This is a genomic window from Brevundimonas vancanneytii (assembly GCF_901421975.1).
Classification (GTDB): domain Bacteria; phylum Pseudomonadota; class Alphaproteobacteria; order Caulobacterales; family Caulobacteraceae; genus Brevundimonas; species Brevundimonas diminuta.
In genome coordinates this window covers 1811409-1834995 of the sequence record NZ_LR588407.1, presented here as the reverse complement: position 1 = coordinate 1834995, position 23587 = coordinate 1811409, and the positions used below count along the sequence as shown (strand labels likewise).

Annotated in this window: 18 protein-coding genes and 4 pseudogenes; 15 read left to right on the top strand and 7 right to left on the bottom strand. The window is 67.9% G+C overall.

What is annotated here, in order from left to right; translation table 11 throughout:
• Position 1: 1 nt before the first annotated feature.
• The 8 genes and pseudogenes from FGL25_RS09045 to lpxB all read left to right on the top strand — a co-directional run bounded on the left by FGL25_RS09045 (position 2) and on the right by lpxB (position 8575).
• The gene (locus FGL25_RS09045) at positions 2–1219 is read left to right on the top strand and encodes a M50 family metallopeptidase (RefSeq protein WP_138141517.1); all 1218 of its coding nucleotides are present in this window, start codon (positions 2–4) and stop codon (positions 1217–1219) included.
• 53 nt (positions 1220–1272) lie between these two features.
• On the top strand, positions 1273–3687 hold the full coding sequence (gene bamA / locus FGL25_RS09040) for an outer membrane protein assembly factor BamA (protein ID WP_436835251.1): 2415 nt from the start codon (positions 1273–1275) through the stop codon (positions 3685–3687).
• A gap of 194 nt (positions 3688–3881) precedes the next feature.
• Positions 3882–4184: pseudogene (locus FGL25_RS17495) on the top strand (OmpH family outer membrane protein); the annotation flags it as partial.
• 130 nt (positions 4185–4314) lie between these two features.
• Positions 4315–5333: pseudogene (lpxD, locus tag FGL25_RS09030) on the top strand (UDP-3-O-(3-hydroxymyristoyl)glucosamine N-acyltransferase).
• A pseudogene (gene fabZ / locus FGL25_RS09025) lies at positions 5330–5770 on the top strand (3-hydroxyacyl-ACP dehydratase FabZ); the annotation flags it as partial. The pseudogenes lpxD and fabZ, both read left to right, overlap by 4 nt.
• 19 nt (positions 5771–5789) lie before the next feature.
• Positions 5790–6576, top strand: a pseudogene (gene lpxA / locus FGL25_RS09020) (acyl-ACP--UDP-N-acetylglucosamine O-acyltransferase).
• Positions 6573–7412, top strand: a complete 840-nt coding sequence (gene lpxI, locus FGL25_RS09015) for a UDP-2,3-diacylglucosamine diphosphatase (RefSeq protein ID WP_138141515.1) — start codon at positions 6573–6575, stop codon at positions 7410–7412. The pseudogene lpxA and the gene lpxI overlap by 4 nt, the downstream one beginning before the upstream one ends.
• Positions 7409–8575: a lipid-A-disaccharide synthase gene (gene lpxB / locus FGL25_RS09010; protein WP_138141514.1), complete on the top strand. Its 1167-nt coding sequence runs from the start codon at positions 7409–7411 to the stop codon at positions 8573–8575. Before lpxI ends, lpxB begins: the two co-directional genes overlap by 4 nt.
• A 39-nt stretch (positions 8576–8614) precedes the next feature.
• Here the strand turns inward: lpxB and trpC are convergent, their stop codons facing one another.
• Genes trpC through FGL25_RS08995 form a run of 3 tightly spaced genes read right to left on the bottom strand, consistent with a single transcriptional unit; the run spans position 8615 to position 11042 of the window.
• A complete protein-coding gene (gene trpC / locus FGL25_RS09005; protein ID WP_003164626.1) occupies positions 8615–9418 on the bottom strand; it encodes an indole-3-glycerol phosphate synthase TrpC in 804 nt (267 codons plus the stop codon).
• Entirely contained in the window at positions 9418–10455 is a 1038-nt protein-coding gene (trpD, locus tag FGL25_RS09000; protein ID WP_233126746.1) for an anthranilate phosphoribosyltransferase, read from the bottom strand. Before trpD ends, trpC begins: the two co-directional genes overlap by 1 nt.
• Positions 10452–11042, bottom strand: coding sequence for an anthranilate synthase component II (locus FGL25_RS08995; protein WP_138141513.1), 591 nt, complete (start codon positions 11040–11042; stop codon positions 10452–10454). Before FGL25_RS08995 ends, trpD begins: the two co-directional genes overlap by 4 nt.
• Before the next feature lie 126 nt (positions 11043–11168).
• Here FGL25_RS08995 and FGL25_RS08990 point away from each other — a divergent pair, with 126 nt between their 5' ends.
• Positions 11169–11357, top strand: a complete 189-nt coding sequence (locus FGL25_RS08990; RefSeq protein WP_088411552.1) for a hypothetical protein — start codon at positions 11169–11171, stop codon at positions 11355–11357.
• Here the strand turns inward: FGL25_RS08990 and trpE are convergent.
• On the bottom strand, positions 11354–12877 hold the full coding sequence (gene trpE / locus FGL25_RS08985) for an anthranilate synthase component I (RefSeq protein ID WP_138141512.1): 1524 nt from the start codon (positions 12875–12877) through the stop codon (positions 11354–11356). The genes FGL25_RS08990 and trpE overlap by 4 nt on opposite strands.
• On the bottom strand, positions 12877–14808 hold the full coding sequence (locus tag FGL25_RS08980) for a peptidylprolyl isomerase (protein WP_138141511.1): 1932 nt from the start codon (positions 14806–14808) through the stop codon (positions 12877–12879). The genes trpE and FGL25_RS08980 overlap by 1 nt, the downstream gene beginning before the upstream one ends.
• A 130-nt stretch (positions 14809–14938) precedes the next feature.
• On the opposite strand from FGL25_RS08980, the gene tpiA reads away from it, so the two are divergent.
• From tpiA to FGL25_RS08960, 5 genes are all read left to right on the top strand, one after another.
• Positions 14939–15688 carry a triose-phosphate isomerase gene (tpiA, locus tag FGL25_RS08975; protein ID WP_003164633.1) on the top strand — a complete coding sequence of 250 codons (750 nt, stop codon included), beginning with the start codon at positions 14939–14941 and terminating at the stop codon, positions 15686–15688.
• Positions 15689–15777: 89 nt separating this feature from the next.
• Positions 15778–16182 carry a preprotein translocase subunit SecG gene (secG, locus tag FGL25_RS08970; RefSeq protein WP_223850708.1) on the top strand — a complete coding sequence of 135 codons (405 nt, stop codon included), beginning with the start codon at positions 15778–15780 and terminating at the stop codon, positions 16180–16182.
• Between the two features lie 124 nt (positions 16183–16306).
• Positions 16307–17959, top strand: a complete 1653-nt coding sequence (locus FGL25_RS08965; protein ID WP_138141510.1) for a CTP synthase — start codon at positions 16307–16309, stop codon at positions 17957–17959.
• A gap of 70 nt (positions 17960–18029) precedes the next feature.
• Positions 18030–18179 carry a hypothetical protein gene (locus FGL25_RS16855; RefSeq protein WP_164918017.1) on the top strand — a complete coding sequence of 50 codons (150 nt, stop codon included), beginning with the start codon at positions 18030–18032 and terminating at the stop codon, positions 18177–18179.
• Between the two features lie 133 nt (positions 18180–18312).
• The gene (locus FGL25_RS08960; RefSeq protein ID WP_138141509.1) at positions 18313–20328 is read left to right on the top strand and encodes a TonB-dependent receptor; all 2016 of its coding nucleotides are present in this window, start codon (positions 18313–18315) and stop codon (positions 20326–20328) included.
• An 8-nt stretch (positions 20329–20336) separates the two neighbouring features.
• On the opposite strand, the gene FGL25_RS08955 is transcribed toward FGL25_RS08960, so the two are convergent.
• Complete coding sequence (locus FGL25_RS08955) at positions 20337–21395, bottom strand: GGDEF domain-containing protein (RefSeq protein WP_046653560.1); 1059 nt, start codon at positions 21393–21395, stop codon at positions 20337–20339.
• An 82-nt stretch (positions 21396–21477) separates the two neighbouring features.
• Positions 21478–22950, bottom strand: coding sequence for a DEAD/DEAH box helicase (locus FGL25_RS08950; RefSeq protein WP_138141508.1), 1473 nt, complete (start codon positions 22948–22950; stop codon positions 21478–21480).
• A 232-nt stretch (positions 22951–23182) separates the two neighbouring features.
• On the opposite strand from FGL25_RS08950, the gene FGL25_RS08945 reads away from it, so the two are divergent.
• Positions 23183–23554 carry a hypothetical protein gene (locus FGL25_RS08945; RefSeq protein ID WP_003164640.1) on the top strand — a complete coding sequence of 124 codons (372 nt, stop codon included), beginning with the start codon at positions 23183–23185 and terminating at the stop codon, positions 23552–23554.
• The last annotated feature ends 33 nt before the right edge of the window (positions 23555–23587 follow it).

Genomic DNA, 23587 nt, shown 5'->3' with positions numbered 1-23587 from the left:
CATGATAGGCGTGATCAGCCAGGCTCTGACCTATGTCGTGCCGTTCCTGCTCGTGCTGACGCTTGTCGTGACGGTGCATGAGCTGGGCCACTTCCTGACGGCGCGCGCCTTCGGCGTGAAGATGGACCGCTTTTCCATCGGTTTCGGGCGCGCGATCTTCCGCCGGACCGACAAGCACGGCGTCGAGTGGCGGATCGGCTGGCTGCCGCTGGGCGGCTATGTGAAATTCTCCGGCGATCTGGATGCGACCGGCGTGCCGGATCGTGCGGGTCTTGAGGCCCTGCGTCAGGCCGTGACGGCCAAGCATGGGCCGGGCGCCGAGCGCGACTACCTCTATTTCAAGCCTCTGTGGCAGCGCGCCCTGGTCGTGGCGGGCGGGCCGATCGCCAACTTCATCCTGGCCATTTTCATCTTCACCCTGCTGTTCAGCCTGGTGGGCGTCGAGCTGCGTCCCGCGCGGGTGATGGAGGTCCAGCCCCAGTCGCCGGCGGCGCAGGCGGGCTTCCTGCCGGGCGATCTGATCACCCATGTGAACGGCAAGCTGATCTCCGACGGGGGCGAGGTGACGCGCGTCGTGGCCCTGAGCAGCGGCGATCCGGTGCGCTTCACCGTCGAGCGCGGCGATCAGGCGGTGCAGCTTACGGCCACGCCCGAACGTCGGACCGAGACGGATCGCATCGCCGGTCGTGTCAGCGTCGGCCGCATCGGCCTGGCCCTGGGCTCCAACCGCGATGAAATTCGCCACGTCCGCTATGGTCCCATCGCCGCCGTGGGGCAGGGGGTGCGCGAAACCGGCGCCATCCTGAACACCACCCTGACCTATATCGGCCGCATCTTCACCGGCCGAGAGTCGGGCGATCAGTTCAGCGGGCCGCTGGGAATCGCCAAGGCGTCCGGCGCCCTGACCAACGCCGCGGTCGCGGCCAATCCCGAGCCCTGGGCCATCGTTCGCAATCTGTTGCTGACGCTGACCAGCTTCGCGGCCATACTTTCGGTCGGAATCGGCTTTTTAAATCTGATGCCTATTCCCGTTCTGGATGGGGGGCACCTGCTGTTCTACGCTTATGAAGCCGTGGCGCGCCGCCCGATGGCCGCCCGTGTTCAGGAAGCGGGATATCGGGTCGGTCTTGCTTTGCTGGCGGGTTTGATGTTGTTCGCGACCTGGAACGATCTGCAGAAGCTCAATCTCTTCAAATTCCTCGGCGGGCTCGTCTCGTGAGCCGACGCCAGCCCCCGATGGTATTCCGCATGAACCAAAACGACAGTCGCCTCATGATCCAGACCCCTGGCCGCATTCTCGGGGTCAGCGCCCTGGCCCTGACCTTCGCCGCCGGACTGGCGCAACCGGCCCGGGCCCAGCAGGCGGCGCCCGCGCCAGCCCCAGCGCCCGCTGCAGCGGCCCAGACGCCTCAGGTGCAGATGGCGCAGCCGCAGGCCGAGCGCGCCGTGGTCAACCGCATCGTGGTGCGCGGCAACCAGCGTATCGATCAGACGACGGTGCTGTCCTACCTGCCGATCCAGCCCGGCGACACCATCGACGCCGTGACCATCGACGTTGCGGTGCGCACTCTGTCGCGCACAGGTCTCTTCGCGGACGTGCAGATCGGCCTTCAGGCCAACGGCGACCTGATCGTCGAGATCGCCGAGAACCCGATCATCAACCAGGTGACCTTCGAGGGTAACAAGGCCCTGGCCGAGAAGAAGCTGCGCGATGAAGTGACCATTCGTCCGCGCGGCATCTACACTCGCGCGCGGGTTCAGGAAGACGTCGGCAAGATCGTTGAACTGTACCGTCTGTCGGGCCGCATCTCGGCGACCGTCACGCCCAAGCTGGTTCAGCTGGAGCAGAACCGCGTCGACGTCGTGTTCGAGATCGACGAAGGCCCTGAAACCGGCATCGCCGCCGTCACCTTCCTGGGCAACACTGCGTTTTCGGACAGCGACCTGCGTCAGGTCATGGTCACAAAGCAGTCGGCCTGGTGGCGTCTGTTCAGCTCGAACGACAACTACGATCCGAACCGGATCGACTACGATCGCGAGCAGCTGCGGAAATTCTACACGAACCGCGGCTATTACGACTTCCGCATCCTGTCGTCCGTGGCCGAGCTGAAGCCGGACAACAGCGCCTTCGGCGTGACGGTCACGGTGGACGAGGGCGACCGCTACAACTTCGGCGAGATCAAGGTCGTCACCGAGAACGACCGCCTGAACGCCGACTTCCTGCAGATGCTGCTGCCGATCCGTTCGGGCGATCTGTATGAGAGCGATCGCATCCAGGCGGCGGTCGACACCCTGACCTTCGCCGCCGGTTCGGCCGGTTACGCCTTCGTCGAGATCAATCCGACCTATCGCGCGGATCCTGAGACGGACACGGTCAACGTGACCTTCAACGTGCGCGAGGGCCAGCGCGTCTACATCGACCGCATCAATGTGGTCGGCAACACCCGTACTCTGGACAGCGTCATCCGCCGTGAACTGATGGTGGGCGAGGGCGACGCCTTCAACCGTTCGCTGGTCGAGCGTTCGCGCAACAATCTGCGCGCCCTGGGCTTCTTTAAGGACGTCAAGATCGAGGAGACGCGCGGCAGCGCGCCGGACCGTTCGGTCGTCAACGTCACCGTGGAAGAACAGCCCACCGGCGAACTGTCGGTCGGCGCGGGCTTCAGCTCGGTCGACTCCTTCGTGCTGAACCTGGGCATCACCGAACGCAACTTCCGCGGTCGAGGCCAGAACGTCGTGGCGCGCGCCGAATGGGGCTCGCTGCGTCAGCAGATCGACTTCCGCTTCACCGAGCCCAAATTCCTGGGGCGCGACGTGCGGGCGGGCTTCGACCTGTTCCACATGCGCTATGACCTGAGCAAATACTCGTCCTACGACTATCGCTCGACCGGGGGCGGGGTGCGCGTCACCTATCCGCTGAACGGCTACGCTTCGTTCAGCGCGCGCTACTTCCTGAAGGACGACGAGGTCGTCATTCCGTTCGGCTATTGCGGCGGCGTAGGCGCTGGTTCGTCGGCCCTGTGCGACCAGGCGGGCTCCTACATCAACTCCTCGGCGGGCTACACCCTTGTGGTGAACCGCCTGAACGACCCGGTCCGACCGACGCGCGGCTGGTCCGCCTCGCTGCGCCAGGACTTCGCCGGCATCGGCGGCGACGTGAACTACATCAAGACCGAGGCCGACGCGTCCTGGTACTACGGCATCCGCCCGAACTGGGTGGTCAGCGTCCAGGGCCAGACGGGCTATGTCAGCGGCTGGAACGGCGATCCCATCCGCATCAACGACCGCTTCTTCAAGGGCGGCAACACCTTCCGCGGCTTCGAGACGGCGGGTATGGGCGCACGCGACCTGACCACGACCGACGCCTTGGGCGGCAACTTCTACGCCATCGGCACGGTTGAACTGACGGTGCCGAACTATCTGCCCGACGAATACGGCATCAAGACCTCGCTGTTCGCCGACTTCGGCACCATCGGCAAGCTGGACGACCGCTATCTGGTCGATCCGGCGACGGGACTGCGCAACCCGAACATCGTCGATGAGCTGTCGCTGCGTGCGGCGGCCGGCGTCAGCATTCACTGGCGTTCGCCGATGGGGCCGATCCGTTTCGACCTGTCGAAGGTTCTGTCCAAGGAAGACTACGACAAGACCGAGACCTTCCGCTTCTCGACCTCTACCCAGTTCTAACCGCGGTCTGACCGCCGCCACCAAGGCTTAGATTATGAAACTCATCGCTATCGGCGCCTTCGCCCTCGCTTCGCTGACCGCTTCGGCCGCCCCTGGCCCAGACGCAAGGCCCGGCCAACCCCGGTCCGGCCATCCCCGGCGTCTGCGTCTATTTCAACCAGCGTGTTCTGGCCCAGTCGACGGTCGGTCAGGCCGTGCAGACCCGCATGGAGCAGCTGGCGCAGGAAGTTCAGGGCGAGCTCCAGCCCTACGCCACCGCCATCCAGACCGAAGCTCAGGCTCTGCAACAGGGCGCGGCGACGATTCCGGCTGACCAGATGAACCAGCGTCGCCAGCAACTGCAGACCCGCATCCAGGAAGCTCAGCAACTGGAAGGCACCCGCGACAACGAGCTGCGCTACACCCTGGCTCAGCAGCGCCAGAAGATCTCGGAAGCCATCGAGCCCCTGCTGGTCGCCGTCTATCAGGAGAAGGGCTGCGGCATCATGATCGACCGCGAGAGCGTCTTCATCATGAACCCTGCCATGGACGTGACGGACACCGTCATCCAGCGCCTGAACGCCCAACTGCCGACCCTGAGCTTCAACCGCATGCCGGTTCCGGCCAGCCGCAATCCTAAGGCGGGCCATGCCCGATCCGAGGTTCTTCCAGACCCTGTCGTCCCTGACGGTCGCCGCCCTCGCCGAGCACATCGGCGGGGAGGTGGTCCGGGGCGGCGAGGTCATCGTCTCGGCCGTCGCGCCCCTGTCCAGTGCGGACCGGGGCGCGATTGCGTTTCTGGGCGACCGCAAGTTCGCCGCTGCTCTGGCAGAGACGAAGGCCGGGTGCGTGATCGTGCCGCCGTCGGCCGTGGATGCGGCGCCGGCTGAGGCCGCCGTCATCGTCTCGGGCGAGGCGCAGGCCGCCTGGGCGCGGGCTTCGGCCCTGCTGCACCGACCGATCCGCCTGGATCGCGCCATCAGCGCCGCCGAGGCTGCCGAGGACGACACGGTCGTGGTCGAGCCGGGCGTCATCCTGGCGAGGGCGTCCGCATCGGGCGCGGCAGCCGCATCGGCGCCAACACCGTCCTCGGGCCAGGCGTCCAGATCGGCCGTGACTGCCTGATCAGCCCCGGCGTCACCGTCGGCTTCGCCCTGCTGGGTGATCGGGTGAAGCTGCTGGCGGGCGCGCGGATCGGCGAGGCGGGCTTCGGCGCCGCCGGATCGAAGGCCGGGCCTGTGGATATTCCGCAACTGGGCCGCGTCATCCTGCAGGACGGGGTGACGGTCGGCGCCAACTCCTGCATCGACCGGGGCGCCTATGACGACACCGTCATCGGCGAGAACACCAAGATCGATAATCTGGTAATGATCGGCCACAACTGCGTCATCGGCCGGAACAATCTGATGGCGGCCCACACCGGCATCTCGGGCTCGGTCACCAGCGGCGACAACTGCATCTTCGGCGGTCGGGCGGGCGTGGGCGACCACATCACCATCGGCGAGGGCGCGCGCGTCGCGGCTGGCGGCGGCGTCCTGGCCGACATTCCGCCGGGCGAGATCTGGTCCGGCTATCCCGCCAAACCCCTGCGCCAATTCTTGCGCGAGACGGTGTGGCTGTCCAAACAGGCGTCCCAGAAGAAGGGCGCAAAGGAATCGAAAGAATGAGCGAAGACAACAACATCGACTATGCCGAGGTGATGCGTCGCCTGCCGCACCGCTATCCCTTCCTGCTGGTCGACAAGGCGCAGGACTTCGTGGCGGCGACCTCGATAGTCGGCATCAAGAACGTCACGCACAACGAGCCCTTCTTCCCCGGCCACTTCCCGATCGATCCGGTCATGCCGGGCGTGCTGATCGTCGAGGCCATGGCCCAGACGGGCGCCCTGCTGATGTCCAAGTCGCTGGACGTGGCGGTGGCCGACAAGGTCATCATGTTCATGTCGATCGACGGCGTGCGCTTCCGCAAGCCCGCGCGTCCGGGCGACCAGCTGCGCATGGAGGTCAAGGTGATCAAGGCGCGCGGCGACGCCTACAAGTTCCGCGGCGAGACCTTCATCGACGGCAAGCTGGCGGCTGAGGCCGAGTTCATGGCCATGGTCGTGACTGTGCGGAGCCTGCCCAGTGACCATCCACCCGACCGCCGTCGTCGACGCCTCGGCGACCCTGGCGGACGGGGTCGAGATCGGCCCGTTCTGCACCGTCGGCCAGGCGTGGCGCTGGCCTCCGGCGTGCGTCTGGTCAGCCATGTGGTGATCCAGCAGGACACCAGCATCGGCGCCAACACGACGATCCACCCCTTCGCCGTCATCGGCGGCGATCCGCAGCACGGCGGCTACAAGGGCGAGCCGGTGCGGCTGGAGATCGGGGAGAACAACCTATCCGCGAGCACTGCACCTTCAACCGGGGCACGCCTCAGGGAACGGGCGTCACCCGCGTCGGCTCGAACAACCTGTTCATGACCGGCGCTCACGTCGGCCATGACTGCGTGGTCGGCGACAGCGTCACCATGGCCAACAACGCCACCCTGGGCGGTCACGTCCATGTCGGCGACAGGGTGTTCCTCGGCGGCCTGTGCGCCGTGCACCAGAACGGCCGGGTGGGGCAGGGCGCCATCGTCGGCGGTCTGGCCGCCGTGACGCGCGACGTCATTCCCTACGGCTCGGTCTGGGGCAATCACGCCAGCCTGCACGGCCTCAACCTGATCGGGCTGAAGCGTAAGGGCTACGGCAAGGATGCGGTGCGCCGCCTGCTGGCCGCCTATCGCGACCTGTTCGAGGGCGAAGGCGTCTTTGCTGAGCGTCTGGATCGGGTCGAACAGGCCTATGCCGACCTGCCTGAGATCATGGAGATCACCGCCTTCATCCGTGACGGCGGCAAGCGCCCGCTGTGCCTGCCGGGCGCGGAATGACAACCGCGCCCAAGCTGGCCCTGATCGCGGGTTCCGGCGACCTGCCCATCCGCGTCGCCCAGCGCTGCGAGGCCGAGGGGCGCGAGGTCTTCATCATCCGCCTGAAGGGCTTCGCCGACGCTCACCTGCACCGTTGGCCGGGGCAGGACTTCGGCATGGCTGAGATCGGCAAGATCGTGAAGGCCATGCGCGCCGAGGGCTGTCGCGCGGTCTGTCTGGCGGGCTACGTCAACCGACCGGATTTCAAGACGTTGAAGCCCGATCTGAAGGGCGCGTCCCTGCTGCCCGGCATTATCGCGGCGGCTTCCAAGGGCGACGACGCCCTGCTGCGCAAGATCCTGTCGGTGTTCGAGGATGAAGGCTTCGCCGTCGAAGGCGCGGACGACATCTTGGGCGGCGAGATGCTGGCGGCGGGCGCCCTGGGCCGGGTGACGCCGACGGCCGAGCAGTTGGCGGACCTGAAGAAGGCGCTGCACGTCGCTGAAAAATCAGGCGAACTGGATATCGGTCAGGGCGCGGTCGTCTGCGACGGGCTGGTGCTGGCGGTTGAGGCGCAGGAAGGCACGGACGAAATGCTGCGCCGTGTGGCGAGCCTGCCTGTCGACCTGCGCGGCTCGCCGGGCTTTGTGCGCGGCGCTCTGGGTAAGGCGCCCAAGCCGATCCAGGATCTGCGCGTCGACATGCCCGTTATCGGACCGACGACGGTCGAACTGGCCGCCGCTGCGGGCCTGGCCGGGATCGGCGGGTTCGAGGGGCGGCTGATCGTCATCGACCACGAAGGTCTGGTCGAGGCGGCCGACCGTCTGGGCCTGTTCGTCTGGGGAGAGCCGCGATGAGCCGTCCGTTGAAGGTCATGCTGGTGGCGGCCGAGGCCTCGGGCGATGCGCTGGGCGCCGGGCTGGCGCGGGCGTTGAAGGCGCGGCTGGGCAAGGACGTGGTCTTCGTCGGCGTGGGCGGCCCCAAGATGGCGGCCGAGGGCGTCGCCAGCCCCTTCGACATCGCCGAGCTGTCGATCCTCGGCTGGATCGAGGGGCTGAAGGCCTATGGCAAGGTCAAGAAGCGGGTGGCCGAGACGGCGGCCCTGGCGGCGGCGGAAAAGCCGGACGCCGTGGTTCTGATCGACAGCTGGGGCTTTACCATCCGCGTGGCTCAGGCGATCCGCGCGGCCTCGCCGAAGACGCCGCTGATCAAATACGTCGGACCGCAGGTCTGGGCCTCGCGGCCGGGGCGGGCGAAGACGCTGGCGGGGGCGGTCGATCACCTGCTGGCCCTCTATGCGTTGGACGCGCCCTGGTTCGAGAAGGCGGGTCTGCCGACGACGGTCGTCGGTTCGCAGGCGCTGCACGTCGACATGGCGGGGGCCGACGGCCCCCGCTTTCGCGCTGCGCGGGGCATAGCGGCGGATGCGCCGCTGCTGCTGGTCCTGCCAGGCAGCCGACCCAGCGAGATCACGCGCATGACGCCCGTCTATGAGCAGGCGGTGAAGCAGTTGAAGACCCAGATTCCGGGGCTCGAGGTGGCCGTCGTCGCAGCGGGCACGGTGGCGGTCGATGTGGCGGGCCGGGTCGCCGCTTGGCCGTTCCGCGCCCATGTGGTGCAGGAAGCCGACAAGTACGACGCCATGAAGGCCGCCAACGCCGCCCTGGCGACCAGCGGCACGGTTTCGACCGAACTCGCACTGGCGGGCGCGCCGATGGTCATCGCCTATAAGATCGATGGGTTGAGCTACGTCCTGATGAAGCGGCTGGTGACGGCCAAGCACATCACCCTGTTCAATATCGCCGCCGATGAAGCCATCGCGCCGGAGTTCATCCAGAATGAGGCGACGCCGCAGGCCCTGGCCAAGGCGGTCGGGCTGCTGCTGACCGATCCTGAGGCGGCGGCCGATCAGGCGCGTCGCCAGACCGAGGCGCTGGACCTGATGGGACGCGGCGGGCCGGACCCGTCGGAACTGGCGGCGGATGCCGTGTTGCGGGTGATTGCGGCGAAGGCGGGCTGATTCTCCACACCCCGCGGGGATGAGCGGTAAGTGGGAAGCTTAGGCCAGCAAGGCTCGCGTGGCCGCTTCGACATCCGCCTGACGCATCAGGCTTTCGCCGACCAGCAGGGCGCGGGCGCCGGCGTCGGCCACGCGCGCTACATCCTGCGGCGTAAACAGGCCGCTTTCGGCGACCAGCAGCGCGCCGTCAGGGCTCAACGCCGCCAATTGCTCGGTCGTCGCCAGATCGACCTCGAAGGTGCGCAGCGAGCGGTTGTTGACGCCGATCAGGGCGTCGTCGCGGCCTTGAACCAGCTTGGCGGCGCGGGCCATTTCATCGGCGTCGTGCGTCTCGATCAGGGCGTCCATGCCCCAGCGAGTCGCCTCGGCCAGCAGGTCTGCGGCCAGGGCGTCGTCCACCATGTCCATGATGATCAGGATGCAGTCGGCGCCCAGAGCCCGGCTCTCGGCCACCTGCCACGGATCGACCAGGAAGTCCTTGCGCAGGCAGGGCAGGGCGACTGCCGCGCGCGCGGCCGTCAGATAGGCGTCGTCGCCCTGAAAACTGGGGCCGTCGGTCAGGACGGAGAGGCAGGAGGCCCCGCCGCGCTCATAGGCTTGAGCGAGGGCGGGCGGGTCGAAGTCGGCGCGGATCAGGCCCTTGGACGGGCTGGCCTTCTTGATCTCGGCGATCAGGGCCGGGCGGCCGGTTTCGGAGAAACGGTCAGCCAGGGCGGCGCGGAAACCGCGCGGAGGCGAGGCCTCGCGGGCGCGGGCCTCGATGGCGTCCTGTGATACGGCGGCCTTGCGGGCGGCGACATCCTCGCGCTTGTAGGCGGCGATGCGGTCCAGAACGTCGCTCATCAGGCGTCCTCGTCTTCGATCGGCGCGTGGGAGACGCGCACCAGTTCAGCCAGGGCGGCGGCGGCGCGGCCGTCGTCGATGACGGCGGCGGCCAGTTCGGCGCCCGATTTCAGGTCTTCGGCCCGCCCGGCCACCACCAGGGCGGCGGCGGCGTTCAGCAGGACGATGTCGCGATAGGGGCCGCGTTCGCCCGCCAGCAGGGCGGTCAGGGCGGCGGCGTTATGCTCGGCGTCGCCGCCACGCAGATCATCCATCGTCGCCAGCGGCAGTCCGGCGTCGGCGGGCGTGACGGTGAAGCGACGCACGGCGCCGTCCTTCCATTCGGCCACCTCGGTCGGGCCTGTGGTGGTCAGTTCGTCCAGGCCCTGGCCGTTGACGGTCCAGGCTCGCTTGGCGCCGAGTCGGCCCAGCACCTCGGCCAATGGCTCCAGCAGGGCGGGATCATAGACGCCCATCACCTGATGCGTGGCGCCCGCCGGATTGCACAGCGGACCCAGTAGATTGAACACGGTGCGGAAGCCGATCTCGCCGCGCACCGGCCCGACGTGGCGCATGGCCCCGTGGTAGGTCGGCGCGAACAGGAAGGCGATGCCCGCCTGGTCCAGCGCCCGCGCCTGCTGGGCGGGCGTGGCGTCCAGGTTGACGCCCAGGGCGGCCAGAACGTCGGACGAGCCGGACTTGGAGCTGATGGCGCGGTTGCCGTGCTTGGCGACCTTCAGCCCCGCGCCCGCCAGTACGAAGGCGGCCGCCGTCGAGACGTTGTAGGTGTGCTGGCCGTCGCCGCCGGTGCCGCAGGTGTCGATCACCTGATCGAACGGGTGCTCCAGCGACAGGGCGGCCTCGCGCATGGCGCTGGCGAAGGCGACGATCTCGTCCACCGTCTCGCCGCGGATGCGCAGGGCGGTGACGGCGGCGGCGACCTGTGACGGGGTGGGTTCGCCGCGCAGGCAGGCGGCGAAGAAGCTCTTGGCCTCATCCAGGTTCAGCACCTGTCCGTCGACCAGCTTGGCCAGCAGAGGCTTGATGCTGTCCATCAGACGTTCGCCGATCGTTTGACGCCCGCCAGATCGAGGAAGTTGGCGATCATCGCATGGCCGTGCTGGGTGGCGATGGATTCCGGGTGGAACTGGACGCCGTGAATCGGCCGCGAGCGGTGCGACAGGCCCATGATCTCGCCGTCCTCTGTCCAGGCGGTGACCTCCAGCGCGTCGGGCAGGGTCTCGCGGCGCACGGCCAGCGAATGATAGCGCGTCGCCGTGAAGGGCGAGGGCAGGCCGCCGAAGACGCCGCGTCCCTCATGCAGGATGGGCGAGGTCTTGCCGTGCATCAGGGTCTTGGCGCGCACCACCTCGCCGCCGAAGGCCTGGCCGATCGACTGGTGGCCCAGGCAGACGCCGAGGATGGGCATGGTCTCTGCGGCCGTTTCGATCAGCGACAGGCAGATGCCCGCCTGATCGGGGGCGCAGGGGCCGGGCGACAGCAGGACGGCCTCGGGCTTCAGCGCCCAGGCTTCTTCGACGGTCAGTTCGTCGTTGCGGATGACGTGCGTCTGGGCGCCCAACTCCGCGAGGTAGTGGACGAGGTTGTAGGTGAAGCTGTCGTAGTTATCGACGACGAGGATCATGGCGAAGGCTTCTTGAAGACGGGGGAGGCAAGGCGGCCCCAAACATGGAAGACAGTCGGGCCGATTGAAAGCGGACGTTAAGCTGTCCGGGCGATACAGGAGCATCGCCATCGGAAGAAATCCGTCTTGACCCCTGTAGAATGCATCCGTGACGCCCGCGCCCTGTTGAACGAGGCTCCGGCGGAACAACCGAAACCCCTGCGCCTGCTTGCTGCAGCCGCCTTCGCCGCCACAGCGGCGGTCCTTCTGGCCGGAACCATGGTCGTGGGCCCCGGCGTGTCGTTTGACCAGGGTTCCACGGTTTCCAATCCTTAGACTGATCCGCCGGCGCCCTGGCCGCGAGTGGTCGCGGTGAATCGCCACGCTTCGGCGGCGGCCTTCATCGGCGCGCGGGCCTTGGCCAGTGTCTCGGCGTATTCGGCCGCCGGGTCGCTGTCGGCGACGACGCCGGCGCCGGCCTGGACGAAGATCTGGCCCTTCGCGAACATGGCGGTGCGCAGGACGATGCAGATGTCCGCTTCGCCATTGGCCGAGATGTAGCCGACGCCGCCGCCGTAGCCGACGCCGCGCTTTTCGGACTCCAGTTCGTCGATGACCTCCATCGCCCGCACCTTGGGCGCGCCCGAGAGCGTGCCTGCGGGCAGGGCGGCCAGCAGGGTGTCCACCGCGTCCAGCTTGGGATCAGCCGCGCCGTTCACGTTGGAGACGATGTGCATGACCTGGCTGTAGCGCTCGACCACGAAGCTTTCCGTGACCTCGACCGAGCCGGGCTTGGAGACGCGGCCCACGTCGTTGCGGCCCAGGTCCAGCAGCATCAGATGCTCGGCCCGTTCCTTGGGATCGGCCAGCAGTTCGACCTCCAGCGCCTTGTCCTGTTCGGCCGTGGCGCCGCGCGGGCGGGTGCCCGCCAGCGGGCGGATGGTGACGCGGCCATTCTTCAGCCGGACCAGGATTTCCGGGCTGGACCCCGCCAGTTGGAAATCGACGTAGTCGAGGAAGAACAGATAGGGCGACGGGTTGCCGCGACGCAGCGACCGGTAGAAGGCGAACGGGTCCTGGCTCCACGGGGCCGAGAAACGGTGCGCCAGCACGACCTGGAAGATGTCGCCGGCGGCGATGTAGTCCTTGGCCCGCGCTACCATGCGGCCGAAGGCGGCCTCATCGACGTCGGAGTGGAAGTCAGGCGCCGGGACCGGCTCGACTTCGCGCTGGATCGGCAGGGGGCCGCGCAGACGGTCCTCGAAGTCCTCAAGACGGGCCTCGGCGGCGGCGTAGGCCTGGACTGGATCGCTTGCGGTGTCCGGATAGGCGGCGGCGATCAGGACGATCTCGTGCTTCACCGAATCGAAGATGGCGACCAGCGCCGGGCGCGCCATGACGGCGTCGGACAGGTCCAGCGGGTCCGGGTTGGCCGGGCCCAGCGGCTCCAGCAGGCGCACCATGTCGTAGCCGAACACGCCGAACAGTCCGGCGGCCATCGGGGGCAGGTCGGCGGGCAACTCGAACTTGGTCGCCGCGATCAAGGCGCGCAGGGATTCCAGCGCGGGCCGGTCTTCGGGTGTGAAGACGTCGGACAGAACGTCGGCGCCGCGCGCGATCTCGGCCTTGCCGTCCCGGCAGCGCCAGACCACGTCCGGCGACAGGGTGACGAAGGAGTAGCGGCCGTTGACGGCGCCGCCCTCGACCGACTCGAACAGGCTGGCGTAACGCCGCCCGTGCCCGACCTTCAGAAAGGCCGAGACGGGGGTCTCCAGATCATCGACCAGGCGGCGGACCAGAACCTGAGGGCGGCCCGCCGTCAGACCGGCGATGAAGGCGTCGCGTTCTTCAAGCATTACTTCTTGGCGGATGCGGGAGCAGCCGGAGCCGCAGGCGCAGCGGCCGGAGCCTCCACGCCCAGGGCTTGCAGGGCCAGGGCCGGGTCGTTGCGCGACTTGGTGCGTGCAGCGGCGGCGGCGATGGTGCGGTCGGCCAGGGTGTTGGCCAGCTCTTCGGTCAGACGCGGGCGGGCCTGTTCGGCCAGCGGCGCGGCCAGGGCCGGGTTGGCGGCGTGGATGGCGTCCACGCGGCCGACGACGAAGGCGGTCTGCGACTGGGCGTCGGAGAAGACCTGACCCTTGCTCTGACCGAACAGGCCGCGCAGCACGCCGTCGCCGACCTGGGCCTGCGACTCGCGGCTCTGTTGCACGCCGGTGCGGACCGTCAGCGTGGCGCCGGCTTCGGCGGCCACCTTGGCGATGTCCTCGCCGGCGCGGACGCGACCGGCCAGCTGCTCAGCCTTGGCCGACAGCAGGCGCGCGTTTTCACGCAGGGTCCATTGCTGGCCCAGCGGGGCGCGCACTTCGTCCAGCGTCGGCAGGGCCGACGGGCGGATGTCGTCCAGGCGGACAGCGAAATACTGGCCGTCGCCGGCGTCGATCACATCGCTCTCGCCGCCCTTGGTCAGGGTGTAGGCGCTTTCCAGAACCTGACGCGGGGCGTTCATCGGCTGGCCGTCCGGCAGTTGGCCCTGCTGGGTGAAGGGCGGCAGCTGGATGACGCGGGCCTTGGCGGCCGTGGCGGCGTCGGCCAGGTTCTTGCCTTCCTGACGGGCCTTCTCGAACTGCTCGACCTTGGCGTAGGTCGCGGCCTTGACGGCCTCGGCCTGCAGTTCCTGGGTCAAGGCGGGACGGGCGCTTTCCAGCGTCACGGCCTGACCGGCCTGAATGGCGGCCAGCTTGGCGACGGTGAAACCCAGGCGACCCTGGATCGGGGCCGAAACCTGGTCGACGGCCAGACCGAACACGGCGGCGCCGACGGCGGGGTCGCCCACGGCGGCCTGCGGCGTGGCCTTGTAGTCGCCCAGCTGGATGTTGTTGGCCTTGGCCACCTCGGCCGGAGCCTTGCCGGCGCGCAGGTCGGCGGCGATCTTGTCGGCGGCTTGCTTGGTCGGAACGGTAAGGGTGACGAAGGTGCGCTTTTCCGGGTCAGCCAGGGCGGCCTTGCGGAACTCATAGCGCTCTTGAATCTGTTCTTCGGTGACGGTCGGGCGCGGGTCGTTCGGACCCGGCGTGAACAGCACCAGGGAGATCATGCGGAACTCGGGGCTGCGCAGACGCGCCTCGTTTTCCTTCATGAAGGCGGTCAGTTGGGCGTCGGTCGGGGCGCCCGCGCGGCCGGCCATGTCCTGAGTGACCGAGAACCAGCGGCCGTCGCGCGTTTCCAGCGCCTGACCCGCCAGCAGGGCGGCGTAGACGCGCGGCGCCTGAAGACCGGCGAACACGGCCGAACCGACGTGCGAGGTGACATACTGGTCGCGCAGATCCTGCTCGAGCATTTCCGAGGTCAGGTTCTGCTGGGCCAGGGCCTGGGCGTAGAGGTCTTTGTCGAACTGGCCGGTGATCTGGTTGAAGAAGGCCGGAATCTTGCGGATTTCCGCCAGCACCAGCTCCTTGCCCGGACGGATGCCCGCCTTATAGGCCCAGTCCAGGAAGCCCAGGCGCTGAGTCTGGCTGTCCAGATACTGCTGGTGCAGGTTTTCCTTGACCATGTCGTCATAGCTGACTGGACGACCGGCCTGTTCCTGCAGATTGGCGCGCACGCGTTCGAAGTTGCCGCGGAACTGGTTGGAATCGACGCTGCGGTCCCCGGCGCTGATGATATGGCGCGGCCCCAGATTGGCGAAGATGTCGGATTGCGCCCCGACGATCAGGAAGCTGAGGATGATCAGGGCGAACAGGCCGGCGGCCCATTTCGACTTGGCGAAGTTTCGGAAGTACGTGATCATCGAAAAGAACCTGACGAGGGCCGGCGTCGAAAGGGCGCCAAGGGTCGCGTATAGGGGGTGCGGGGCCGCCGCCGCAAGTGAGGCTTGACGACATCTTGGCTTCCGCCGCCGTCGCCACTAGACAGGCCGCATGAAACAATCTGTGAAGCTGGTCGCCGGCAACTGGAAAATGAACGGCCTGGGCGCGAGCCTGGCCGAGGCTGAAACCCTCGAGAAGGCGCTGAAGGAACAGGCTGCGGCCTGTCGCGTGGCCCTGTGCCCGCCCGCCACCTTGATCGACCGCATGGCCCAGGCGTTGAAGGGCGGCGCCGTCGAGATCGGCGGGCAGGACTGCCACGCTGAAACCTCGGGCGCCTACACCGGATCGGTCTCGGCCGAGATGGTCCGTGATGCGGGCGCCCGCCTGGTGATTCTCGGCCACTCGGAGCGCCGCGCCGGATTCGGCGAGACCGACGCCGACGTCGCCGCCAAGGTCGAGGCCGCCCTGGCCGCCGATCTGGAGCCGATCATCTGCATCGGCGAGACGCTGCAGGAACGCGAAGCCGGGCAGGCGGTCGAGGTCGTCAGCCGTCAAGTCGCCGGCTCGCTGCCGGCCTCGCTGGCGGGCAAGGCGTTCGCCGTCGCCTATGAGCCGGTCTGGGCCATCGGCACCGGCCTGACGCCGACGCTGGAGCAGATCGAGGAAGTCCACGCCGCCGTGCGCGCCGCCATGGTCGCCAAGCTGGGCGACGGCGGCCGCGTCGCCCCGATCCTGTACGGCGGCTCGGTCAAGCCGTCGAACGCCAGGGAGATCCTGGCGGTGGCCGAGGTCGGCGGCGCCCTGGTCGGCGGCGCTTCTCTGAAGGCCGAAGATTTCCTGGGCATCATCCGCGCGGTTTGAACGCGCGCCTGAGCGTTTGCCCGAAACCTCCATCAATGTTAGAGGCGGCCGCTTGATCGGCGCGCTTCTGCGCCCACATGAATGACGCCATGCTCCAGACCATTCTGCTCGTCGCCATGATCCTGATCTCGGTCGCCCTGTCGGCCGTGATCCTGCTGCAACGTTCCGAGGGCGGCGCCCTGGGCATGGGCGGCGGTCCTTCGGGCTTCATGACGGCGCGCGGGGCGGGCAATCTGCTGACCCGCACCACGTCGATCCTGGCGATCGCCTTCTTTGTCTGCGCCATCGGCCTGACGATCGCGGGCAACTATGCGCGCGGCTCGCGCTCGGTGATCGACGCCGACGCCGTCGGCTCCATCGCTGTGGACCAGCCGCAACAGACGGCTCCGGCTACGCCTGAAGCCGCACCGGCGACCCCGGCCGCTCCGGCCGCTCCGTCGCTGGACGATCTGGAAGCCAGCTTGCCGGCCGGCCAGGGCGCGCCCGCCCAATAAGGGCGTCGCCGCCATCGAGTTTTGGGGAAGCGCGCCGCAAGGCGCGCTTTCTTCTTTTGATCAACAGTTGGATTTTTCCTGAGCCCCTGCGCGCAGGACGAATCATGGAGTAAGGTGTCCGCCCATGGCTCGCTATGTGTTCATCACCGGCGGCGTGGTTTCCTCTCTTGGAAAAGGCCTCGCCTCCGCCGCTCTCGGCGCTCTTCTGCAAGCGCGGGGCTACAAGGTCCGCCTGCGCAAGCTGGACCCCTATCTCAACGTCGATCCGGGCACGATGAGCCCCTATCAGCACGGCGAGGTCTTCGTGACCGACGACGGCGCCGAGACGGATCTCGACCTGGGCCACTATGAGCGCTTCACCGGCGTCTCGGCGGCCAAGTCGGACAACATCACGACCGGTCGCATTTATCAGACGATCATCGAGAAGGAGCGTCGCGGCGACTATCTGGGCGCGACCGTCCAGGTGATTCCGCACGTCACCGACCAGATCAAGCAGTTCTGCCTGAACCCGGCGAAGACGGACGGCGGCGAGGATGTGGACTTCGTCCTGGTCGAGATCGGCGGCACGGTCGGCGACATCGAAGGGCTGCCCTTCTTCGAGGCGATCCGTCAGCTGGAGCAGGATCTGCCGCGCGGCCAGTCGTGCTTCGTCCACCTGACCCTGCTGCCCTTCATCAAGACCGCCGGCGAGATGAAGACAAAGCCGACGCAGCACTCGGTCAAGGAGCTGCGCTCCATCGGCATCCAGCCCGACATCCTGCTGTGCCGTTGCGAGGCGCCGATCCCGGCCGACGAGAAGCGCAAGATCGCCCAGTTCTGCAACGTCCGTCCCGACAGCGTCATCCAGGCGATGGACTCGGCCGACATCTACGCCGTGCCGCTGGACTATCACCGCGAGGGTCTGGACACCCAGGTGCTGGCCCATTTCGGCATGACCGAAGCGCCCGAGCCGGAGCTGTCCGGCTGGAACGAGATCGTGCGCCGCCGCCTGCACCCGGACGGCGAAGTCACCATCGCCGTGGTCGGCAAATACACCGTCCTGAAGGACGCCTATAAGTCGCTGATCGAGGCCTTGCAGCACGGCGGCGTGGCCAACAACGCCAAGGTCAACATCGACTGGGTCGAGGCCGACACCTTCGCCGGCGACCCGCAGGCCTGCGCCGAGCGGCTGGAAGGCGCCCACGCCATCCTGGTGCCCGGCGGCTTCGGCGAACGCGGGGCCGAGGGCAAGATCGAGGCGGCGCGCTACGCCCGCGAGCGCAAGATTCCGTACTTCGGCATCTGCTTCGGCATGCAGATGGCGGTGATCGAGGCGGCGCGTAACCTGGCGGGCTATCCCAAGGCGACCTCGACCGAGTTCGGCCCGGCGGAAGAGCCCGTCGTCGGCCTGATGACCGAATGGGTCCAGGGCAATGAGCGCGTGAAGCGCGAGCAGGGCGGCGATCTGGGCGGCACCATGCGTCTGGGCGCCTATGCCTCCACCCTGGCGCCTGGCTCGAAGATCGCCGAGATCTACGGCCAGACCGACATCAACGAGCGCCATCGTCACCGCTATGAGGTGAACATCAACTACCGGCAGGCGGTGGAGGAGAAGGGCGGCCTGTTCTTCGCCGGTCTGTCGCCGGACGGCGTGCTGCCCGAGACGGTGGAGCGCAAGGATCACCCTTGGTTCATCGGCGTGCAGTATCACCCTGAATACCGCAGCCGCCCCTTCGCTCCGCACCCGCTGTTCGCTAGCTTCATCGAAGCCGCGCTGGTGCAGAGCCGCTTGGTCTGATCACGAACGGTTGTTGCGGTTTTCGCCGAACCGTGTGTCATCATGCTGTTAACCTTTAGGGTCGACGCAGATGGCAGGCGACATTCTCTACTTCCTGCACCGGCATTTTCGCGCGGTGTTTCTGATCGGCGCCACGGTCGGCGTGATGACGCTCGGTCTGATGGTTCGCGGCGTTCTGGGGTTGCTGTTCAGCGTGTCGACCGGCGGCGGCGCCGGTTGAGGGCGTTCCCGAGCTGAGGTTGTCTCAAGCGGCGGTCATTTGACGCGCAGACTCTGTGGCTCGGCCGACGACAAGCCTGACCGCATCGACTATCCCTGACCTGATCGCCGAGGGATTGGCAGGGAGTTCAGTGTTGATCGAGTTTCAGGCGCACGTCGTTGACGAGGTCGTGGTGACGGCGGCGCGGTTGCCGCCTGCGGCGGGCGAGGCGGCCTTTTCGGTCATTCGGCTGGACGAAGCGGCGCTGGCGCGCGCTGATCGGCTGGACGAGGCCCTGAGCGCTGTTCCGGCTGTGTCCCTGTTCCGGCGCACCTCCAGCCTGGCGGCCAACCCCACGACACAGGGCATTTCCTTGCGCGCCATCGCCCCGTCAGGCGCGGGGCGGACCCTGGTGACGTTGGACGGCGTGCCCATGAACGATCCCTTCGGCGGCTGGGTGATCTGGTCGCAGACGCTGACGGAGAGCCTGGAGAGCCTCGACATCGTGCGGGGAGCCGGGGCTGGCCCCTATGGCGCGGGTGCTCTGACGGGCGTGATCCAACTGCGCGAGCGGGAGCGCGGCGGCGTGCTGTCCGTCTCGGTCGCTGAACGGGGAGGGGCGCGGCTGGCCGGGGCGGGCGGATTCGATCTCGGGCCGGCGCGGCTGACGGCGTCCACCCTGTATGAGACCAGCGACGGCTATACGCCTGTGCGCGGCGCGGCGGCGGGGGCGGCGGATACGCCGCTGGATCTGGAAGCGCGCGCGGCGGCCCTGCGGCTGGACGCGCCGCTGGGACAGATCAGCGTGTCGCTGCGGGCTTCGGCCTATGACGAAGAGCGCGGTTCAGGCCTCGCGGGGGCGCGATCCAGCGCCAGCGGGCGCCTGCTGTCCGCCACGGCGGCGCGACGACCGGACGAGGGCCGCTACGGCTGGCGCTTGCAGGCGTGGCGGCGCGAAAGCGACTTCGCCAACACCTCCGTCGCCGTGGCGGCGGATCGCAACGCGACCACGCCCGCCAACGACCAATATGAGACGCCGGCGACCGGCTGGGGCGTCAACGCCGCCTTGCGTCGCGCGACGCGCGACGTCGCCGGAGGGCGGCTGGAATGGGAGCTGGGCGCCGACGCCCGCTTCAACGAGGGCGAAACGCGCGAGCGTTTCCGCTTCATGCAGGGGGCCTTCACCCGCGACCGCGTGGCGGGCGGCGAGACCTCGGTGGCGGGTATCTATGGCGAAGGGTCGTGGAGCGACGACCTGTGGCTGGTGGCTGGCGGGCTGCGGCTGGACGGCTGGCGCAATGAGAATGGTCGGCGGCGAGAGTGGGACCGCGCCACGGGCTCGCCGACCTTGGATGAGAGCGATCCGGATCGTTCGGGCGAGGTGGTCAGCGCCCGCCTGGCGGCGCGCCGTTTCATCGGCGGCGGTTGGGCGGCGCGGGCGGCGGCCTATTCCGGCTTCCGCCCGGCGAGTCTGAATGAGCTGCACCGGCCGTTCCGCGTCGGCAACGACCTGACCGAGGCCAATGCGGCTCTGGTTCCCGAGACGCTGCAAGGGATCGAGGCGGGAATGGCGTTCGAGGGGCCGATTTCGGCTTTCGGCGTCAATCTGTTCTGGAACCGGATCGAGGACGCCATCGTCAACGTCACCATCGCCGAGGGGCCGGGAACGTTTCCGCGGGCGGGTTTCGTTCCGGCGGGCGGCGTTCTGCGCCAGCGTCAGAACGCCGGGACCATTGAGGCCAAGGGCGTGGAGCTGACGGCGCGTCAGGCGCTGCGAGGCGGGTTGACCCTGAACGGTGCCCTGTCGATCACCGACGCGCGGATGGACGGCGGATCAGCCGCGCCTCAGCTGACGGGGCTGCGTCCCGCGCAGGCGCCGATCTGGAGCGCGACGGGCGGGCTGGACTGGCAGGCGTCTGACCGGCTCGGCCTGTCGCTGCAGGCCCGCTACGAAAGCAAGCGGTTCGAGGACGATCTCAACAGCCGCGTTCTGGAGGCCGCCGTCACTGTCGACGCGCGTGCGGAATGGCGCGCCGGACCGCGAACCCTGCTGTGGCTGGCGGCGGACAACCTGTTCGACGCCGAAGTCGAGGTCTCGGAAACGGCGGGCGGCGTTGCCGGCTACGCTCCGCCGCGCACCCTGTCGCTGGGTCTGCGCCTGTCCTACTGAGGCGTGGCTCAGGCGGCGGCTGAGGCCGCCAGCTCGGCGTTGGTGACGCGGTTCCTGCCCGTCCGTTTGGAGGCGTAGAGCGCTTCGTCGGCGCGTTCCAAGAACTGCGAAGCCGCCTCGCCGGAATGGCGAAGGGCGAAGCCGATGGAAATGGTCACGGCCCCCAGGTCGTCATTGGTCGAACGACGACGCAGGCTGCGCGAGGCGATCTCTTCCCTGGCGGCGTTGAGGGCGGCTTCGATCGCGCCCCCCGTCTCGCGCGGGAAGATGACCGCGAACTCTTCACCGCCATAGCGGGCGGCGATGCGCGGCGTGCGCGCGATGCGAGCCAAGACGCTGGCGACATAGCGCAGCACCTGGTCGCCCGTCTGATGGCCCCAGGTGTCGTTGAAGCGTTTGAAGTGGTCGATATCGATCAGCGCCAGTCCGATGGGCGTGCCGTCGCTCTCGGCTTCGTCGCACATACGCTGCAGCTGTTCGTCGAACGCCTTGCGGTTGGCCAGATTGGTCAGGGCGTCGGTCATGGCGTCGCGACGGACCTGCTCCAGGTGGTCGCGCAGCTTGACGACTTCGCGGTTGGAGGATTCCAGACGACGCTCCAGCGCCGAGGTGTGGCGTCGGATCCGCCGCGTGGCGTCGCTGAGGGAGGAAACGATGACGCCCAGGCTGTCGGTGTCAGGCGCCGAGGCCATGCGGTCGACCGCCTGTGACAGGGTGTCGCCGTAGTCGGCCTGGCTTTCGCGCGCCTTGTCGATGGCGGCGGCGACGGCGGCCAGTTCGCGGTTCAGCACGGCGCCCGCGTCGCGAATCTCTTCGGACAGCCGGCTGCGGGGCAGGAATTCGGCGGCCAGCATCTCGGCTGTGGTGTCAGTGAAGGGCGCGCCGCTGGCCAGCAGCCGCGCCATCTCCTGGCTCAACGGGCTGTCCGGCGCGCTGAGATAGTGCAGCCAGAGCTCGAAGTTCAGCGGAGTCGGCCAGACGCTCGCCTCTTGCATCGCATCAACTGCGCGGTGCGCCAAGGCATAGGCTTCCGGACTACGAACCGTGGTTTCGACCTGAGTGGTCATGCCTTGAAGCGCCCCTGGAAAGTTCAGGCCAGGAGGTTAGCCCGGCCTTCCGTAACGCAGGGTTAAATCAAGAATCGCGACGTCAATCAGCAAAAATAACCGGGCGACGCAGGAAAGCCGGCACATCATCACCGAAAGCGCTGCCCCGGATATCGCCGGACGATTTGGCGACGGCAGGAGCGGCGGCGGGAGCCGCAGTCGAGGCGCGATCCTCGGACTTCTTGCGGCTGCGCGAACGACGCGGCGCTTCATCAGCCTTGTGGGGCGCGACGACTTCAGCGGCGACGGGCGCGTCGGACTCGATGTCGACCGGGGCGGCTTCAACCGTCTTGCGTGAACGGCTGCGTTCGCTGCGCTCGCCGCGTCCACGGCCGCGCGAAGAGCGGCTGTCGTCGCGCGGGCGATCCTTGATCGAGGCGAAGTCGATGTCGTCCAGCGGCAGTTCGACCGGCACCTTCTTGATCAGCTTCAGCACCTTGTCTAACGACTTGTCGTCGGCGGGCGTCACGATCATGAAGGCCTCGCCCAGACGCCCGGCGCGGCCGGTGCGGCCGATGCGGTGGACGTAGTCGTCGGCGTGGTGCGGAACGTCATAGTTGAAGACGTGGCTGACCGCCGGGATGTCCAGACCGCGCGCGGCGACGTCGGACGCCACCAGCAGTTTCAGCTCGCCGCTGCGGAAGTCGGCCAGGGTCTTCATCCGCAGGGACTGGTCCAGATCGCCGTGGATCGGCGCGGCGTTGAAGCCGTGGACCTGAAGCGACTTGGCGACGATGTCGACTTCCGACTTGCGGTTGCAGAAGACGATGCCGTTCTGAACCTCGCCGCGCTCGACCAGGGCGCGCAGGGCGGTGCGTTTGGCCTTGGGGTCCGAAGTCGGCAGGCGGGTGATATGCTGGGTGATGGTGTCGGCGGTCGTGGCCGGACGCGCCACCTCGATCCGGGTCGGATCCTTGAGGAACTGCTGCGTCAGGCGCGTGATCTCCGGCGGCATGGTGGCCGAGAAGAACAGGGTCTGGCGACGCGGCGGCGTCAGCTTGAAGATGCGCTCGATGTCCGGGATGAAGCCCATGTCCAGCATCCGGTCGGCCTCGTCGACCACCATCAGCTCGACGCCGGTCAGCAGCATCTTGCCGCGATCGAACAGGTCCAGCAGGCGCCCCGGCGTGGCGATCAGCACGTCCACGCCCTTGTTCAGGGCGGCGACCTGGTCGCCCATGGAGACGCCGCCGATCAGCAGCACCCAGTTCAGGCGGGTGCCCTTGGCGTATTTGGCGAAGCTTTCGGCGACCTGATCGGCCAGTTCGCGGGTAGGGGCCAGCACCACGGCGCGCGGCATCCGGGCGCGGGCGCGGCCCGAGGCCAGGCGGTCGACCATGGGCAGGGTGAAGGCGGCCGTCTTGCCTGTGCCGGTCTGGGCGATGCCGAGCACGTCGCGTCCGGCGAGGGCCACCGGGATGGCCTGTTCCTGAATGGGGGTGGCGGTCGTGTAGCCGGTATCGGCGACCGCTTGCAGGGTCGTGGGCGAAAGGCCCAGCTTGGAAAACTCAGTCATGCAGTCCTGAAGGGACGGAGGATAGCGTTCGCAAACGCCTTCAGCTGACGGAACCGCCCCTCTTGGGCGAGCGGGCGGCGCGCATCGCCAGTCCTGTTCCGAGCCTGCGGCCGTATAGAGAAAGCCCTACGCCTCAGTCAAGTATTTCCGTTCGGAACGGGCCGCTTGGCAACGGCGTTTCGGCCTGTATGGTCCGCCTGGGGACTGGAAAGACGATTGGGAGAGGGACCGGATGCGCGCAGCCGTGCTGATCACGCTGATGTTGGCCGCGCCTGCGAGCGCGTCAGCCTCAGGCAGCGGCGGAAACGTCGACGCCATGCAGGCGGCCTTCGGCAATACGGTCGTTTCCCATTATCCGGACGGCGATTGGGTCAAGCACTGGTTCGACCGTGACGGCCGTTACCGCGCCCTGTTCTCGGATGGACGGCGCCTGACCGCGCGCTGGGCGCGTGAGGGGGATCGCGTCTGTCTGAACGAAATCCGTCCGCGCATGATCATCTCGCGCTTCTGCACGCCCTATGTCGAGGCTTCCGTGGGGGAGAGCTGGCCGGGCCGCGATCCCCTGGGCCGTCGCGTCCGCAATGAGTTGGTCGCCGGACGGTAGAAAAAACGCCCCCGTTCGTGAGACCGAGGGCGC

What these genes read in the sequence shown, in the direction of transcription:
- FGL25_RS09045 (WP_138141517.1), top strand. Translation starts at nt 2, where the DNA reads ATGATAGGCGTGATCAGCCAGGCTCTGACCTATGTCGTGCCGTTCCTG.
- bamA (WP_436835251.1), top strand. Translation starts at nt 1,273, where the DNA reads ATGATCCAGACCCCTGGCCGCATTCTCGGGGTCAGCGCCCTGGCCCTG.
- lpxI (WP_138141515.1), top strand. Translation starts at nt 6,573, where the DNA reads ATGACAACCGCGCCCAAGCTGGCCCTGATCGCGGGTTCCGGCGACCTG.
- lpxB (WP_138141514.1), top strand. Translation starts at nt 7,409, where the DNA reads ATGAGCCGTCCGTTGAAGGTCATGCTGGTGGCGGCCGAGGCCTCGGGC.
- trpC (WP_003164626.1), bottom strand. Translation starts at nt 9,418, where the DNA reads ATGAGCGACGTTCTGGACCGCATCGCCGCCTACAAGCGCGAGGATGTC.
- FGL25_RS08995 (WP_138141513.1), bottom strand. Translation starts at nt 11,042, where the DNA reads ATGATCCTCGTCGTCGATAACTACGACAGCTTCACCTACAACCTCGTC.
- trpE (WP_138141512.1), bottom strand. Translation starts at nt 12,877, where the DNA reads ATGCTTGAAGAACGCGACGCCTTCATCGCCGGTCTGACGGCGGGCCGC.
- FGL25_RS08980 (WP_138141511.1), bottom strand. Translation starts at nt 14,808, where the DNA reads ATGATCACGTACTTCCGAAACTTCGCCAAGTCGAAATGGGCCGCCGGC.
- tpiA (WP_003164633.1), top strand. Translation starts at nt 14,939, where the DNA reads ATGAAACAATCTGTGAAGCTGGTCGCCGGCAACTGGAAAATGAACGGC.
- secG (WP_223850708.1), top strand. Translation starts at nt 15,778, where the DNA reads ATGCTCCAGACCATTCTGCTCGTCGCCATGATCCTGATCTCGGTCGCC.
- FGL25_RS08965 (WP_138141510.1), top strand. Translation starts at nt 16,307, where the DNA reads ATGGCTCGCTATGTGTTCATCACCGGCGGCGTGGTTTCCTCTCTTGGA.
- FGL25_RS16855 (WP_164918017.1), top strand. Translation starts at nt 18,030, where the DNA reads ATGGCAGGCGACATTCTCTACTTCCTGCACCGGCATTTTCGCGCGGTG.
- FGL25_RS08955 (WP_046653560.1), bottom strand. Translation starts at nt 21,395, where the DNA reads ATGACCACTCAGGTCGAAACCACGGTTCGTAGTCCGGAAGCCTATGCC.
- FGL25_RS08950 (WP_138141508.1), bottom strand. Translation starts at nt 22,950, where the DNA reads ATGACTGAGTTTTCCAAGCTGGGCCTTTCGCCCACGACCCTGCAAGCG.
- FGL25_RS08945 (WP_003164640.1), top strand. Translation starts at nt 23,183, where the DNA reads ATGCGCGCAGCCGTGCTGATCACGCTGATGTTGGCCGCGCCTGCGAGC.